The sequence below is a fragment of the Micromonospora sp. A3M-1-15 genome (assembly GCF_024213425.1).
Classification (GTDB): Bacteria; Actinomycetota; Actinomycetes; order Mycobacteriales; family Micromonosporaceae; genus Micromonospora; species Micromonospora chersina.
The window spans coordinates 928,119-942,918 of the sequence record NZ_JANAVK010000002.1 but is presented as its reverse complement, the minus strand read 5'-3'; the positions used below and the strand labels follow the sequence as shown (position 1 = coordinate 942,918).

Annotated in this window: 15 protein-coding genes; 1 reads left to right on the top strand and 14 read right to left on the bottom strand. The window is 71.8% G+C overall.

The features are described 5' to 3' along the window. Positions 1 to 78 precede the first annotated feature (78 nt). The 10 genes from atpD to glyA form a co-directional block, all read right to left on the bottom strand. A complete protein-coding gene (atpD, locus tag NLX85_RS14200) occupies positions 79 to 1,515 on the bottom strand; it encodes a F0F1 ATP synthase subunit beta (RefSeq protein ID WP_254335196.1) in 1,437 nt (478 codons plus the stop codon). Then, positions 1,515 to 2,444: a F0F1 ATP synthase subunit gamma gene (locus NLX85_RS14195; protein ID WP_254335194.1), complete on the bottom strand. Its 930-nt coding sequence runs from the start codon at positions 2,442 to 2,444 to the stop codon at positions 1,515 to 1,517. The genes atpD and NLX85_RS14195 overlap by 1 nt, the downstream gene beginning before the upstream one ends. A 3-nt stretch (positions 2,445 to 2,447) precedes the next feature. After that, positions 2,448 to 4,100, bottom strand: a complete 1,653-nt coding sequence (gene atpA, locus NLX85_RS14190; protein ID WP_254335192.1) for a F0F1 ATP synthase subunit alpha — start codon at positions 4,098 to 4,100, stop codon at positions 2,448 to 2,450. An 85-nt stretch (positions 4,101 to 4,185) separates the two neighbouring features. Beyond that, entirely contained in the window at positions 4,186 to 5,007 is an 822-nt protein-coding gene (locus tag NLX85_RS14185) for a F0F1 ATP synthase subunit delta (protein ID WP_254335191.1), read from the bottom strand. Further along, a complete protein-coding gene (locus NLX85_RS14180; protein ID WP_107075722.1) occupies positions 5,007 to 5,546 on the bottom strand; it encodes a F0F1 ATP synthase subunit B in 540 nt (179 codons plus the stop codon). Before NLX85_RS14180 ends, NLX85_RS14185 begins: the two co-directional genes overlap by 1 nt. A 29-nt stretch (positions 5,547 to 5,575) precedes the next feature. Then, the gene (locus NLX85_RS14175) at positions 5,576 to 5,809 is read right to left on the bottom strand and encodes an ATP synthase subunit C (protein WP_046563803.1); all 234 of its coding nucleotides are present in this window, start codon (positions 5,807 to 5,809) and stop codon (positions 5,576 to 5,578) included. A gap of 69 nt (positions 5,810 to 5,878) precedes the next feature. Next, positions 5,879 to 6,676 carry a F0F1 ATP synthase subunit A gene (gene atpB, locus NLX85_RS14170; RefSeq protein ID WP_254335189.1) on the bottom strand — a complete coding sequence of 266 codons (798 nt, stop codon included), beginning with the start codon at positions 6,674 to 6,676 and terminating at the stop codon, positions 5,879 to 5,881. An 11-nt stretch (positions 6,677 to 6,687) separates the two neighbouring features. Then, positions 6,688 to 6,924: an AtpZ/AtpI family protein gene (locus tag NLX85_RS14165; RefSeq protein ID WP_254335187.1), complete on the bottom strand. Its 237-nt coding sequence runs from the start codon at positions 6,922 to 6,924 to the stop codon at positions 6,688 to 6,690. 174 nt (positions 6,925 to 7,098) lie between these two features. Then, positions 7,099 to 7,530, bottom strand: a complete 432-nt coding sequence (locus NLX85_RS14160) for a hypothetical protein (protein WP_254335185.1) — start codon at positions 7,528 to 7,530, stop codon at positions 7,099 to 7,101. Beyond that, entirely contained in the window at positions 7,523 to 8,812 is a 1,290-nt protein-coding gene (gene glyA, locus NLX85_RS14155; protein ID WP_308210724.1) for a serine hydroxymethyltransferase, read from the bottom strand. The genes NLX85_RS14160 and glyA overlap by 8 nt, the downstream gene beginning before the upstream one ends. A gap of 35 nt (positions 8,813 to 8,847) precedes the next feature. Between glyA and NLX85_RS14150 the strand changes: the two genes are divergently transcribed. Next, positions 8,848 to 10,317 carry an SDR family oxidoreductase gene (locus NLX85_RS14150; RefSeq protein ID WP_254335183.1) on the top strand — a complete coding sequence of 490 codons (1,470 nt, stop codon included), beginning with the start codon at positions 8,848 to 8,850 and terminating at the stop codon, positions 10,315 to 10,317. 5 nt (positions 10,318 to 10,322) lie between these two features. Here the strand turns inward: NLX85_RS14150 and NLX85_RS14145 are convergent, their stop codons facing one another. The 4 genes from NLX85_RS14145 to prmC all read right to left on the bottom strand — a co-directional run bounded on the left by NLX85_RS14145 (position 10,323) and on the right by prmC (position 14,750). Continuing rightward, positions 10,323 to 12,434 carry a transglycosylase domain-containing protein gene (locus NLX85_RS14145; protein ID WP_254335181.1) on the bottom strand — a complete coding sequence of 704 codons (2,112 nt, stop codon included), beginning with the start codon at positions 12,432 to 12,434 and terminating at the stop codon, positions 10,323 to 10,325. A gap of 112 nt (positions 12,435 to 12,546) precedes the next feature. Continuing rightward, positions 12,547 to 13,158, bottom strand: coding sequence for a phosphotyrosine protein phosphatase (locus tag NLX85_RS14140; RefSeq protein ID WP_254335179.1), 612 nt, complete (start codon positions 13,156 to 13,158; stop codon positions 12,547 to 12,549). Further along, the gene (locus NLX85_RS14135; protein ID WP_091322297.1) at positions 13,159 to 13,803 is read right to left on the bottom strand and encodes an L-threonylcarbamoyladenylate synthase; all 645 of its coding nucleotides are present in this window, start codon (positions 13,801 to 13,803) and stop codon (positions 13,159 to 13,161) included. Continuing rightward, a complete protein-coding gene (gene prmC, locus NLX85_RS14130; protein WP_254335177.1) occupies positions 13,803 to 14,750 on the bottom strand; it encodes a peptide chain release factor N(5)-glutamine methyltransferase in 948 nt (315 codons plus the stop codon). Before prmC ends, NLX85_RS14135 begins: the two co-directional genes overlap by 1 nt. Positions 14,751 to 14,800: the final 50 nt, after the last annotated feature.

Here is a 14,800-nt window from a genome sequence, read left to right as displayed (position 1 = left end):
TGGTAGCGAGGGGGCCTGAACAGGCAGAGGCCGCCCCGACATCCGTCGGGGCGGCCTCTGTGGAGTGTGAGCGGGCTCTCAGCCCTCCATCAGCTCCTTGGCCTTCTTCTCGAGGTCCTCGAGACCGCCGCACATGAAGAACGCCTGCTCGGGGAAGTGGTCGTACTCGCCCTCGCTGATCTTCTTGAACGCCTCGATGGTCTCCTTGATCGGGACCGTCGAGCCCGGCACGCCGGTGAACTGCTCGGCCGCGTAGGTGTTCTGCGACAGGAAGCGCTCGATCCGCCGGGCGCGCTGCACGGTGATCTTGTCTTCCTCGGAGAGCTCCTCGATGCCGAGGATGGCGATGATGTCCTGCAGGTCCTTGTAGCGCTGCAGGATCCGCTTCACCTCGGTGGCGACCTGGAAGTGCTCCTGGCCGACGAACTCCGGGGCGAGGATCCGGGACGAGGACGCCAGCGGGTCCACGGCCGGGTAGATGCCCTTGTCGGAGATCGACCGCTCCAGGTTGGTGGTCGCGTCGAGGTGGGCGAACGTGGTGGCCGGCGCCGGGTCGGTGTAGTCGTCGGCGGGCACGTAGATCGCCTGCATCGAGGTGATGGCCTGGCCCCGGACGGAGGTGATCCGCTCCTGGAGCTCGCCCATCTCGTCGGCCAGCGTCGGCTGGTAACCCACGGCGCTCGGCATGCGGCCGAGCAGCGTGGAGACCTCGGAACCGGCCTGGGTGAAGCGGAAGATGTTGTCGATGAAGAGCAGCACCTCCTGCTTCTTCACGTCGCGGAAGTACTCCGCCATGGTCAGCGCGGAGAGGGCGACCCGCAGCCGGGTGCCCGGCGGCTCGTCCATCTGGCCGTAGACCAGCGCGGTCTTGTCGATGACGCCGGACTCGGTCATTTCGGCGATGAGGTCGTTGCCCTCGCGGGTGCGCTCACCCACGCCGGCGAAGACCGAGGTACCACCGAAGTTCCGGGCGACACGGGTGATCATCTCCTGGATGAGCACCGTCTTGCCGACGCCCGCGCCGCCGAACAGGCCGATCTTGCCGCCCTTGACGTACGGGGCGAGCAGGTCGATGACCTTGATGCCGGTCTCCAGCATCTCGGTCTTCGGCTCCAGGTCCGCGAAGTCCGGGGCCTTGCGGTGGATGCCCCACCGGTCGTCGGCCTGGATGGTCTCACCCTCGGTGAGGTTCAGGCACTCGCCGATCGCGTTGAACACGTGACCCTTGACGGCGTCGCCCACCGGAACGGTGATCGGCAAGCCGGAGTCGTGCACCTCGGCACCGCGGACCAGGCCGTCGGTCGGCTGCATCGAGATGGCGCGGACCAGGTTGTCGCCCAGGTGCTGAGCGACCTCCAGGGTCAGCGTCTTCTCGCCGCCGGAGAGCGTCACGTCCACGTTCAGGGCGTTGAACAGGGCCGGCATGGCGTCGCGCGGGAACTCGGCGTCGACGACCGGGCCGATGACCCGGACCACGCGACCCGTGGCCGTCTTGGTCTCTACTGGGGCAGTCATCACACTTCACTTCCCGACGCGGCCAGCGCGTTCGCGCCGCCGACGATCTCGCTGATCTCCTGGGTGATCCCGGCCTGGCGGGCCGAGTTCATCTCACGCGTGTACTTCTCGATCATCTCTTCGGCGTTGTCGGTGGCGCTCTTCATCGCCCGCCGCCGGGACGCCGACTCGCTCGCCGCCGACTCGATCAACGCCGCGTAGATCCGCGTGTTGATGTACTTCGGCAGCAGCGCGTCGAGCAGCGCCTCCGCCTCCGGCTCGAACTCGTACGCCGGCAGCAGCCCCTCGGACCGCGGCCGGTCCTCGACCTGCATCGGGCCGATGATCTTCGCAACCGGCGTCTGGGTCATCAGGGAGTGGAACTCGGTGTAGACGATGTGCAGCTCGTCGATGCCGACGATCCCGTCCGCCCCGGCCTGCCCGTCCACGTCGTCCGCGCCGGCCGAGAACGCCTTGATCAGCGTCTCGCCCACCTCGCGGGCGTCCGTGAAGGAGGGCTGCTCCGAGAAGCCCGTCCAGCTCGCCGCGATCTCCCGGTTACGGAACCGGTAGAACCCCACGCCCTTGCGACCGATGACGTAGAGCACCGGCTCCTTGCCGTCGGCCTTGAGCCGGGCGATCAGCGACTCCGCGGTCCTGATCGCGTTGGAGCTGTAGCCGCCGGCCAGGCCCCGGTCACTGGTGACCAGCAGGACGCCCGCCCGCCGCACCCGCTCACGCGGGGTGAGCAGCGGGTGGTCGATCCGCGCGTTGGACGCCAGCGCCGTGAGCACGCCGGTGATGGCGTTGGCGTACGGCAGCGACGCCTCCACCCGGGCCTGGGCCTTGGCGATCCGGCTCGTCGCCACGAGCTCCATCGCCTTGGTGATCTTCTTCATCCCCTTCGCCGAGCGGATCCGCTGGCGAAGAACGCGAACCTGGGCCGCCATGGATCAGCTCTCTGCCGGGCGGTCGGTCGAGCCGTCGCGGAAGCGGGTCACCGTCTCGCGGTTCTCCTCGCCCTCCATCGGCTTCGCCGCCGGCTCGTTGATCCGAGGCTCGTCCTCCTTGCCCAGGAAGACCTTCTTGAACTCGGTGATGGCCGAGTCGAGCGAGGCGATGATGTCGTCGTCCCACTTGTTGTCGGCGATGCCGGCGAGGACGCCCTCGTGCTTGTGCCGCAGGTACTGGAGGAACTCGGACTCGAAGCGGCGGACCTCGCCCACCGGGATGTCGTCCAGCTTGCCCTCGACACCGGCCCAGACGGAGACGACCTGCTCCTGCACCGGGTACGGCGAGTAGTTCGGCTGCTTGAGCAGCTCGACCAGGCGGGCACCGCGCTCCAGCTGGGCGCGGGAGGCCCGGTCCAGGTCGGAGGCGAAGGCGGCGAACGCCTCCAGCTCGCGGTACTGGGCCAGGTTGAGCCGCAGCGAACCGGCGACCTTGCGCATCGGCTTGACCTGCGCCGCGCCACCGACCCGGGAGACCGAGGTGCCGACGTTGATGGCCGGCCGGACGCCCTGGTTGAACAGGTCGGTCTCGAGGAAGATCTGACCGTCGGTGATGGAGATGACGTTGGTCGGGATGAAGGCCGAGATGTCGTTGGCCTTCGTCTCGATGATCGGCAGACCGGTCATCGAACCGCCACCCAGCTCGTCGGAGAGCTTGGCGCAGCGCTCCAGCAGGCGGGAGTGCAGGTAGAAGACGTCACCCGGGTACGCCTCGCGGCCCGGCGGGCGGCGCAGCAGCAGGGACACGGCGCGGTACGCCTCGGCCTGCTTGCTCAGGTCGTCGAAGATGATCAGGACGTGCTTGCCGCCGTACATCCAGTGCTGCCCGATGGACGAGCCGGTGTAGGGGGCGAGGTACTTGAAGCCGGCCGGGTCGGAGGCCGGGGAGGCGACGATGGTGGTGTACTCCATCGCACCCGCCTCCTCCAGGATGCCCTTGATCGAGGCGATCGTGGAGGCCTTCTGGCCGATGGCGACGTAGATGCAGCGGACCTGCTTCTTCGGGTCGCCGGAGCGCCAGTTGTCGCGCTGGTTGAGCACCGCGTCCAGGGCGACCGTGGTCTTGCCGGTCTTCCGGTCGCCGATGATCAGCTGACGCTGGCCCCGACCGATCGGGGTCATGGCGTCGACGGCCTTGATACCGGTCTGCAGCGGCTCGAACACCGACTGCCGGGCCATCACGTTGGGGGCCTGGAGCTCCAGCTCGCGGAAGCCCTCGTTCGGGATGTCACCGAGCCCGTCGATCGGCTGGCCGAGCGCGTTGACCACGCGGCCGAGGAAGGCGTCACCGACCGGAACCGAGAGCACCCGGCCGGTGCGCTTGACGCGCTGCCCCTCCTCCAGCTTGGCGGAGTCACCGAGAACGACGACACCGATCTCCCGGACGTCGAGGTTCAGCGCCACGCCGAGCGTGCCGTCCTCGAACTCCAGGAGCTCGTTGGTCATGGTCGAGGGCAGGCCCTCGACGTGGGCGATGCCGTCACCGGTGTCGGCGACGGTGCCGACCTCCTCGCGGGAGACGTCGGTCGAGTAGGAGGAGACGTAGCGCTCCAGGGCGCCGCGGATCTCCTCCGTCGAGATGGTCAGCTCGGCCATCCTCTGCTTCCTTAAGTATCAGGGGCCCGGGATACCTAGTACCGACCGGTCCGATGGCGTCGAATCAGGGCTGCTAAGACGCTGGTCAGCGCTTCGCGAGCGCGTTGCGGGTCTCGTTGAGGCGGCGCAGGACGGTGCCGTCGTACAGGTCGGAGCCGACCCGCACACTCACCCCGCCGAGCACGTCGGGGTCGACCGTCTGCTTGACGGAGACCTCCCGACCGTACATCTGGGAGAGGCGGGCACCCAGGCGTCGCTCCTCCTCGTCACTCAGCGGGGCCGCCACGGTCACGTACGCGACCTCACGGTCCCGCCGGTCGGCGGCCAGCTCGACCAGCCGGGTGAGCGCCCCGGTGAAGGAGCGTCCACCGAAGCCGGCGAGCGCGGCCCCGACGAGGTAGCCGGTGATCGGCCGGGCCTTGCCGGCGAGCAACTGGTTGGCCAGGCTGGCCCGCTGCTCGGCCGAGGCCATCGGGTCCGAGAGCGCGTTGGACAGCTCCGGGGAGCCGGAGACGACCTGCCCGAAGCGGAACAGCTCGTCCTCGACCTCGCCCAGCTCGCCGGCCTTGTCGGCGCTCGCCAGGAGCGCCTCGACGCCCAGCCGCTCGGCGCCGTCGAGCAGTTCCGACGGAGCCGACCAGCGGCCGGAGATCAGCGAGGTGACCAGGTCGAGCGCCTCCGCGCCGATCCGGCCGCGCAGCATGTCGCCGAGCAGGCCGGCCCGGTCCGCACCGGGGCGGGCCGGGTCGGAGAGTGCCCGGCGCAGCCGCGGCTCACGCCGCAGCAGGGCGGCGACGGAGAGGATGTCGTCGGCGGTGGCCTCCACCGCCGACGGCTCCGCGCCGCGGGCGTACGCGTCGAGGCGCTCGGCCGCGACCTTGTACGACTCCCGGCTGGCGGCCTGCATCAGCGGGCCCCCGTGCTCTCGAGACCGCTCAGGAACCGGTCCACGGTGCCCTTGCGACGCGCCTCGTCGGCGAGCGACTCACCGACGATCTTGCTGGCCAGGTCCACCGCGATGGTGCCCACCTCGGTGCGCAGCTCGCGCACGATGGTGGCCCGCTCCGCGGCGAGCTGCTCCTTGCCGGCCGCGATGATCCGGTCGGATTCCTCGCGCGCCTTGGCGAGGATGTCCTGGCGGATGCCCTCTGCGTCGGCCCGGGCGTCGTCGCGGATCTTGGCGGCGTCGGTACGCGCCTCCGCGAGCTGGGCCCGGTACTGCTCGAGCAGCTGGTTCGCCTCGGCCTGGGCGGCCTCGGCACGCTTGATGCCGCCCTCGATCGCGTCGACCCGGGCCTGGAACGTCTGCTCCATGCGCGGGAAGACGAACTTCATCAGCACGAAGCAGAGCACGATGAAGGCGATGCCACCGACCACGATCTCCTGCCAGGCAGGAATGATCGGGTTGTGGGCCGCTTCACCACCCTCCGCGGCGAGGAAGTACATGGGAAAACCTCCCGGTCAGAAGGGCTGGATCAGGCGGTGCCGGCCCAGATGAAGCCGAAGGCGATACCGAGCAGCGCCAGGGCCTCGATGACGGCGAAGCCGATCCAGACGTAGGGGAGGGTCATCCGGGACGACTCCGGCTGGCGGGCCGTCGACTGGATGTAGGCCGAGAAGACCAGGCCCACGCCGATGCCCGGGCCGATGGCGGCCAGGCCGTAACCGATGGCAGCGGTGCTGCCCGTTACCTCGGCAAGGATGCTCATTGCGGTTCCTCCTGGTTATCACGCGTGACGGTCACGCGGGACGACAACGGTTGGTGCGAAAGAGTGTGATCAGTGCTCTTCGGCGAGCGCGCCCTGCACGTAGCTGGCGGTCAGGACCGTGAAGACGTAGGCCTGCAGACAGATCACCAGGAACTCGAGGAAGGTCAGCGCGATCGTCATCACCCAGGACAGCACCGAGACCGGCGCCAGCCAGGCGTTGGCGCTGATCATGGCGAACCCGCCGAGCGTGAAGACCAGCAGGAGCATGTGACCGGCGAACATGTTCGCGAAGAGACGGACGGCGAGCGAGAACGGCCGGACCAGGAAGGTCGAGAAGAACTCGATCGGGATCAGCAGCGGCAGGATGTACCAGGGCGCCGGCGGGACCAGGGAGTTCTTGAAGTACTTGACGAAGCCGTGGTGCCGGATGCCGATCCAGTTGAACAGCACGTAGCTGATCACGGCGAGGAACGCCGGGAAGGCGATGTGCGAGTTCGGCGAGATCTGGAAGAACGGGATGATCGCGAACGCGTTCGTCAGCAGGATGAAGCAGAAGAGCGTGGTGAAGTACGGCGCGAACCGCACCCCCGCGTGCCCGATCATGTCGACCGCGATGTTGTTCCGCACGAAGCCGTAGATCGACTCGGCGAACCACTGCTTCTTGGTCGGTACCAGCTTCGGGTTCCGGTAGCTGGCCAGGAAGAAGATGATCAGGACGCCGACGGCGAGCCAGACCATGGCCGTGATCTTGGTGAACCAGTAGTTGTCGTGCGCACCCCAGGGCAGGATGCTGGGCAGGTAGAAGTCCTCCACACTGGGTGGGAATTCCGCCTGGCCCGCTGCCAGGACGTTCGCCTGTCCGAACACCGCGTCCCTTCCTAAGTAGGCGTGCCGAGTCGGCGGACGACCAGGATGATCCCCCCGGCCATGCCGAGCACGACGCCGATCCCGGTGGCGATGCCGCCGGTGTCGAGCCACTGGTCGACCAGCCAGCCGATGAAGCCCCAGACGAGCATGCCCCCGATGAGGTACGAGAGCGCGGTCCAACCCTGACCGGCACCGGACGGAGTGTCGCCCGGGCCGCCAGCGCTGGGGGGTTTCTGGTCACCGGCCATGACGGGGCGAACGATATCAGTCGAGCCGAAGAGGCTGTGCCTCACCCCCCGCACAACCTGGTTGTGTGGGACACGGGTGGGCGAAGTCGTCTGGAGGCACGCTACTCCCCCTCCGCCACTGAGAGAATGACCGATCGCGGACACATCGGCGCGTCGTCCGAAGGATGGGATGGCTCAGTTGTGGACGCGGCGGGCGTGCACCGTGGTCAGCCACCAGATGTGCACCCCGGTCCAGACCACCACGCCGGCGGCGATGCCCAGGACGAACGGGACCAGCCCCGGCCAGCCGGTCGACGCGACCAGCACCATCACCCCGCCGAGCAGGGTCATCTTGGCGATGTAGACGCCCAGCCCGAACGGGAGAACGAGCTGCGGGTCCCGGGCGTCGGCCCAGGCCAGCACGACGGTGGTGAGCGTGTAGCTGGCCGCGGTGACCGCCACCCCGGCCGCCGCGCCGAGCGCGCCGTCCGCGCCCCGCGCCAGCCCGCCGGCCACGGCCGCGACCGCGGCCAGCAGCACCGAGGCGATGATCAGCACGGGCAGGTGGCGCAGTCGCCAGCCCCGGTCCGCGGCCGCCTCCGCCGCGCGCGTCCCCGGCTCAGCCACGGGGGTACGCCGGGAAGGCGCCGACCAGCTCGGTCACGTCGCCGGCGATCCGGCCCAGCTCGTCCGCGCCACCGGGCGACTCCGGGTCGGTGCGCACCGCCCGGGCGATCAGCGTGGCGATCCGGCGCATCTCCCCCTCGCGCATGCCCTGGGTGGTGACGCTCGGCGTGCCCACCCGGATGCCGGAGGCGACCATCGGCTTCTGCGGGTCGTACGGGATGGCGTTCTTGTTCAGGGTGATGCCGGCGGCGTCGCAGCGCGCCTCGGCCGCGGCCCCGGTCACCCCGGTCTCGCGCAGGTCGATCAGGGCCAGGTGGGTGTCGGTGCCGCCGGAGACCGGCCGCATGCCCTCGGCGGCCAGCCCGTCGGTGAGCGCCTGCGCGTTGCTGACCACCTGGGAGGCGTACGCCCGGAACTCGGGCTGGGCGGCCTCGCGCAGGGCGACCGCCTTGGCGGCGACGGCGTGCATGAGCGGGCCGCCCTGGGTGAACGGGAAGACCGCCTTGTCGATCCGGGCGGCCAGCGGCTCCCGGCAGAGGATCATGCCGCCGCGCGGGCCGCGCAGCACCTTGTGCGTGGTGCAGGTGACGACGTCGGCGTAGGGCACCGGGGACGGGATGGCGCGGCCGGCCACCAGCCCGATGAAGTGCGCCGCGTCCACCATGAGGTAGGCGTCGACCTCGTCGGCGATCTCCCGGAACCGGGCGAAGTCGATCAACCGGGGGTACGCCGTCGCGCCGCAGATGATGAGCTTCGGCCGGTGCGCGAGGGCCAGCTCGCGGACCTCGTCGTAGTCGATCAGCTCGGTGTCGGGCCGCACCGTGTAGCCGACCGGGTGAAACCACTTGCCGGAGAAGTTCACCCGGCTGCCGTGGGTGAGGTGCCCGCCGTGCGGCAGGTCCATGGCCAGCACGGTGTCGCCCGGCTGCACGAGGGCCGCGTACGCGGCCAGGTTGGCGCTCGCGCCGGAGTGCGGCTGGAGGTTGGCGTGCTCGGCTCCGAACAGCTCCTTCGCCCGGGCGATGCCGAGTTCCTCGGCGCGGTCCACCTCGGCGCAGCCGCCGTAGTAGCGCCGGCCCGGGTAGCCCTCGGCGTACTTGTTGGTCAGCGTGGAGCCGAGGGCGGCCAGCACCGCGGGCGAGGTGAGGTTCTCGCTGGCGATCAGTTGCAGCCCGCCGCGCAGCCGCGCCAGCTCCCCGAGCACCACCTCGGCGATCTCCGGATCGGTGGTGCTGAGCTGCTGGAAGTCCGGCCCCCAGAAGGTGTTCCTCGCGTTCTCCACAGCGAAGGAGTCTACGGAGCCCCAGACTGGAAGCCGTGAGATGCCTCGTCACCGGCGCCACGGGTTACATCGGTGGCCGCCTCGCGCCCCGGCTGCTGGCCGACGGGCACACCGTCCGCTGCCTGGCCCGCAAGGCGGGGCGGCTGCGCGACGTGCCGTGGGCGTCCCGGACCGAGATCGCCGAGGGCGACCTGCGGAAACCGGAGACGCTGCCGGCCGCGTTCGAGGGCGTGGACGTGGCGTACTACCTGGTCCACTCGCTCGGCCAGCGCGGCTTCGAGGCGGCCGACCGGGAGGCCGCGGTGAACTTCGCCGAGGCGGCCCGCGCCGCCGGCGTACGCCGGATCGTCTACCTGGGCGGGCCGGAGCCGGCGGCGGACCGGAAGGTTCCGTCGCCGCACCTGCGGTCCCGCGCGGAGGTCGGCCGGATCCTGCTGGCCAGCGGGGTGCCGGCCGCGGTGCTGCGGGCCGCCGTGATCATCGGGTCCGGCTCGGCCTCGTTCGAGATGCTGCGCTATCTGACCGAGCGGCTGCCGGGCATGGTCACGCCGCGCTGGGTGCGCAACCGGATCCAGCCGATCGCCGTCCGTGACGTGCTGCGCTACCTGGTCGGCTGCGCGGACCTGCCGCCCGAGGTGAACCGGGGCTTCGACATCGGCGGCCCGGAGGTGCTGACCTTCCAGGACATGATGCAGCGGTACGCGCGGGTGGCCGGCCTGCGCCGGCGGATCATCCTGCCGGTGCGGCCGCTGACCCCGTCGCTCTCCTCGCACTGGGTCGGCTGGGTGACGCCGGTGCCGAACTCGATCGCCCGGCCGCTGGTGGAGAGCCTGGTCCACGAGGCGGTCGCCCACGAGCACGACATCGCCCGGTACGTGCCGGACCCGCCGGGCGGGCTGACCGGCTTCGACGAGGCGGTGGCCCTGGCGCTGGCGAAGGTCCGCGACGGCCAGGTCGAGACCCGGTGGTCGACCGCGAGCGGGCCGGACGCCCCGGCCGAGCCGCTGCCCACCGATCCGCGGTGGTCGGGTGGGACGGCGTACACCGACGTGCGGGAACGGGCGGTGGACGCCCCGACGGCCGCGCTGTGGCGGGTCGTCGAGGGGGTCGGCGGCGAGCACGGCTGGTACTCGTTCCCACTGGCCTGGTCGGTCCGGGGCTGGTTGGACCGGCTGGTCGGCGGGGTGGGGCTGCGCCGGGGCCGGCGCGACCCGCACCACCTCCAGGTCGGCGAGGCGCTGGACTTCTGGCGGGTCGAGGAGATCGTGCCGGGCGAGCTGCTGCGGCTGCGCGCCGAGATGCGGCTGCCCGGCCGGGCCTGGCTGGAGATGCGCGTCGAGCCGGCCGGCGACGGCCACAGCCGCTACGTCCAGCGCGCCGTGTTCCTCCCGCACGGCCTCCCCGGCCACCTCTACTGGGCCTCGGTCGCCCCGTTCCACGCCGTCGTCTTCGGCGGCATGGCCCGCAACATCGCCCGCGGCGCCGAACGCCGCGGCCACCACTGACCCCCTCAGTCGCCGGTGCGGGGGCTGGTCCGCTCGAAGGCGACGGTCTGGCCCGGCGGGACGAAGTCCAGGACCGGCTGGTCCCGCAGGGCCCACGCGAGGAGGCGGCCCACGGCCTCGATCTGGCGGACCTGGACCCCGCCGCCGACGGCGTCCCGGGGGTCGTCCGGGTTCGCGGCGATGGTGGCCACGGAGAGCTGCGGGGTGAAGGCGACCACGGTCTCCGTGGCGTTCCGCTCCGAGCTGCCGGTCTTGCCGGCCAGCGGGCGGCGCAGGCCGGGCGCCAGCTGCTCGGCGGTGCCGCCGTTGCACCGCCGGTACATCGACTGGTCACCGACCGGGCAGCGGGAGGCGTCCGCCGCCGCCCGGGCCACCTCGGTGTCGAGCACCTGGCGGCAGTCCGGGTTGCCGGCCGCGATCTTCTGCCCGGTGGGGTCGGTGATCGAGGCGATCGGGGTGGGCCGGCACCAGGTCCCCTCGGCGGCCACCGTGGCGTACGCGTTGGCCAGGTCGAGCGGGGTGGTGGAGGAGACGCCGAGGGTGAACGGCCCCCAGTTCTTCGCGCCGTCCCGGGCCAGCTTGGCGTCCTCGGGCGAGCGGAACACGATGCCCAGCCGCTCGGCCATCTCCACCACCCGGTCCGCGCCGACCCGCTCGGTCAGCCAGGCGAAGTAGGTGTTCACCGACCGGCCGAACGCGTCCCACATGGTGCGGTCGCCGTCCATCCAGACCGGGTTGGCGTTCTCCGGGCACCAGTGGCCGCCGCAGCTCGCCGGGCCGCCGTCGATCGGATACTTCGTGACGTAGACGCCGGGCGCGTCGAATTCGGTGCTCAATGGCAGCCCGGACTCCAGCGCGGCGAGCAGGGCGAAGAGCTTGAAGGTCGAGCCGGCCTGGTAGCCCTCGATGCCCGCGCCGCCGGCGACCAGCTGGTTGACCGTGTTCGGGTGGTTCTGCCGGGCGTCCGGGTTCGGGGCCACGCTGTAGTTGCGGTTCACCGCCATGGCCAGCACCCGCCCGGTGCCCGGCTGCACCACCGCGGTCGGCGCGGCCCGCTGGTTGGTGACCGGATAGATCCGCAGCACCTGCTCGGTGGCCTTGGCCTGCACGTCCGGGTCGAGCGAGGACACGATCGACCAGCCACCCCGGCGCAGCGTGCGCTGCCGCTCGTCCGCCGTCTTGCCGAACGCGGGCTGGGCGTTCCACCACTGCGTGAACCAGTCGCAGAAGAAGCCCCAGTCGTTGTGCTCGGCGGGCACCGCGGTGCAGTCGTTGGGGGTGGCGCTGGGCTTGAGGTTGAGCTGCTCGCCCTTGGCCCGGGCCGCGTCCGCCTCGGCCACCTGGCCGGTCTCCACCATCCGGTCCAGCACGTACGCCCGGCGGCCCAGCGCCGCGTCGGCGTCGCCGTTGATCGGGTCGTCGGTGTCCGGTGAGCGGACCAGCCCGGCGAGCAGTGCCGCCTGGGCCAGGGTGAGCTGGGCCGGCGTGGTGGAGAAGTAGCGCTTGCTGGCCGCCGCGATGCCGTACGCGCCGGCGCCGAAGTAGGCGATGTTCAGGTAGCGCCCGAGGATCTCGTCCTTGCTGATCCGGCGTTCCAGGGCCAGCGCGTACCGCATCTCGCGGATCTTCCGGCCGACGGTGATCTCGGTGGCGCGGGCCCGCTGCTCCTCGGTCAGCCGGGGGTCACCGGCCAGCGCGTTGCGGACGTACTGCATGGTCAGCGTGGAGGCGCCCTGCCGGGTGCCGTCCCGCCGGTTGGCCGTGAAGGCGCGCGCCACGCCGCGCACGTCGACGCCGTGGTGCTGGTAGAACCGGACGTCCTCGGCGGCCACGATGGCCTGCCGCATCACCGGCGCCACCTCGCCGACCGGCACGTCCACCCGGTCCTCCACGTAGAAGGAGGTGATCAGGGTGCGGCCGTCGCTGGCGTACAGGTTGGAGCGCTGGGCCGGCTGCGGCGCCTTCAGCGACTCCGGCAGCGCGGCGTAGGGCATCAGGTTCTTGAAGCCGAGCCCGAAGACGAGCGCCGCCGGAAGCGCGGCGGCGCCCAGGGCCAGCCCGGCGAGCACGCCGGCGAGCAGGACGGTGAACAGCTTGTTGAGATGGGCCCGGTTCATCAGCTCTCCCCGCAGGAGCCGGCCGTACGGACCCGTTCAGAATGACCGGAATCGGCGGTTTCGCCGCAATCTTCGACGAAACGCGCAGGAAGTTCGCGAGAAAGGATGAACCTCAGGGAAGGAGCGCGGCGGCCAGCGGCTGGACGGTCTCCTCGATCTCGTCGGCCACCCGGCTGAAGCACTGGTCGCCCCGGCCCCAGGGGTCGTCGAGGTCGTCGGTGGGCAGCGTGGTGCTGCCCTGCCGGGCCGCGTCCGCCGCCTCGACCAGCGCCACGCCCCGGGCGTACACCGCCTCCGGGGTGGCCTCCACGGGCGGCAGCCCGCCCCGGTCCACCGTGCCGAGGAGCCGGCCGAACTCGCCCAGCACGAAGGTGCGCGCGGCGGCGTCCGGGCGCAGCGCCACCACGTACTCGTGCTGGTCGGCGGTGGCGGTGAGGACCAGGTCGGCGGCGTCGATGAGGTCGGAGCGCAGCCGCCGGGCGGCGAACCCGTCCACCGCGCCGCCGCGGGAGGTCACCTGCCGGGCGGCCGGCGGGTTCATCTCCTCGCCGGCGTGCCAGCCGCCGGTGCCGGCGCTGTGGCTGTGCACCAGCTCGTCCGAGCGGGCCGGGTCGACGCCGAGCCGGCCCAGCCGCTCCCGGACGGCGAGCACCAGCAGCCGCTCGGCCATCGGGGACCGGCAGATGTTGCCCATGCAGACGTGCAGGACGGTGAACGGGGGCACTCAGACCCCCCGCTCGTCGAGGATGTCCGGCACCACGTCGCGCAGCTTCTCCAGGCTCACCGCGCCCTGGCGCAGCACCCGGGGCACCTCGCCGGTCAGGTCGACGATGGTGCTGGGCACCGGGTCCGGCGCCGGGCCGGCCTCCAGGTAGGCCCGGACGCCGTAGCCGAGCTGGTCGCGGGCCTCCTCGGCGGTGAGCGCGGCCGGCTGGCCGACCTTGTTGGCCGAGGCCACCGCCATCGGGCCGGTCTCCCGCAGCACCTCCAGCGCCACCGGGTGCAGCGGCATCCGCACCGCCACCGTGCCGCTGGAGTCGCCCAGGTCCCAGGCCAGGCTCGGCGAGTGCTCCACCACGATGGTCAGCGCGCCCGGCCAGAACGCCTCGACCAGTTCGCGGGCCGAGCGGGGCAGCGAGAAGACCAGGCCGTCGAGGGTGTGCCGGGAACCGATCAGCACCGGGGGCGCCTGCCGGGCGCCGCCCTTGGCGTCGGCGAGGGCCTTCACCGCGTACGGGGTGAAGGCGTCGGCGCCGATGCCGTAGACCGTGTCGGTCGGCAGGACGACGAGTTCCCCGTTCTTGACCGCCTCGATCGCAGCGGCGATGCCGCGGTCCCGGTCGGCGGGCGACCGACAGTCGTAGAGCATCACGAGGAGCCAGTCTGCCACGCCGGGCCGGTGTCGGCGTGGTGGCCGTCCGCCCGGCGGGACGCGGTCGCGTACCGGGGCCGCCCGACCAGGTCACGGTGCTCCTCGACCCGCTCGTAGCGGCCGTCGGCGGCGAGGAGCGCGGGCACCGCCGTGGCGTGGGTGTCGTCGTGCTCGACGCCGAGCACCCCGCCCGGGCGCAGCAGCGCGGCGGCCCGGCCCACCACCGGGCGGATCACGTCCAGCCCGTCCGCGCCGCCGAACACCGCCTCGTCCGGGTCGTGGCCGGCCACCTCGGGTGCCACCACCACCGACCGGGGCACGTACGGCGGGTTGCAGAGCAGCACGTCGACCCGGCCCACCAGGTCGGCGAGCAGCCCCGGGTCGGTGACGTCGGCGGCGACCACCTCGATCGGCCGGTCCCCGGCGGCGGCCCGCCCGGCGGCGTTGCGGCGCAGCCAGTCCAGCGCCGCCGGCGAGCGTTCCACCGCCACGACCCGGGCCGACGGCAGCTCCTGGGCGACCGCCAGGGCGATCGCGCCGGACCCGCTGCACAGGTCGACGACCACCGGCGCGGGCCGGCGGCGCGCCTGCTCGATCCCCCAGCCCGCGAGCAGTTCGGTCTCCGGCCGGGGCACGAAGACGCCCGGGCCGACCGCCAGTTCCAGGTGCCGGAAGCCGGCGGCGCCGGTGAGGTGCTGGAGGGGTTCCCGGGCCACCCGCCGGTCGACAAGCGTGTCGAGGCGGTCGCGCTGCGCCGGGGTCAGGCCGTCGGCCAGCGCCAGCCGGCCGCGCGGCACCTCCAGCACGTACGCGGCCAGCAGCTCGGCCTCCGCGCGGGGCGCCTCGACGCCCGCCGCCGCCAGGGCCCGGGCCGCCCGGGCGACCGCCCGCGAGGGGCGCTCGCGTTCTGACCCTTCGGACGGGTGTTGCGGTAGGGAGGTCACGACATAATCATGAAGCGTCGCGGGTCACCTCACGAGCGGGTGCGTCCGGA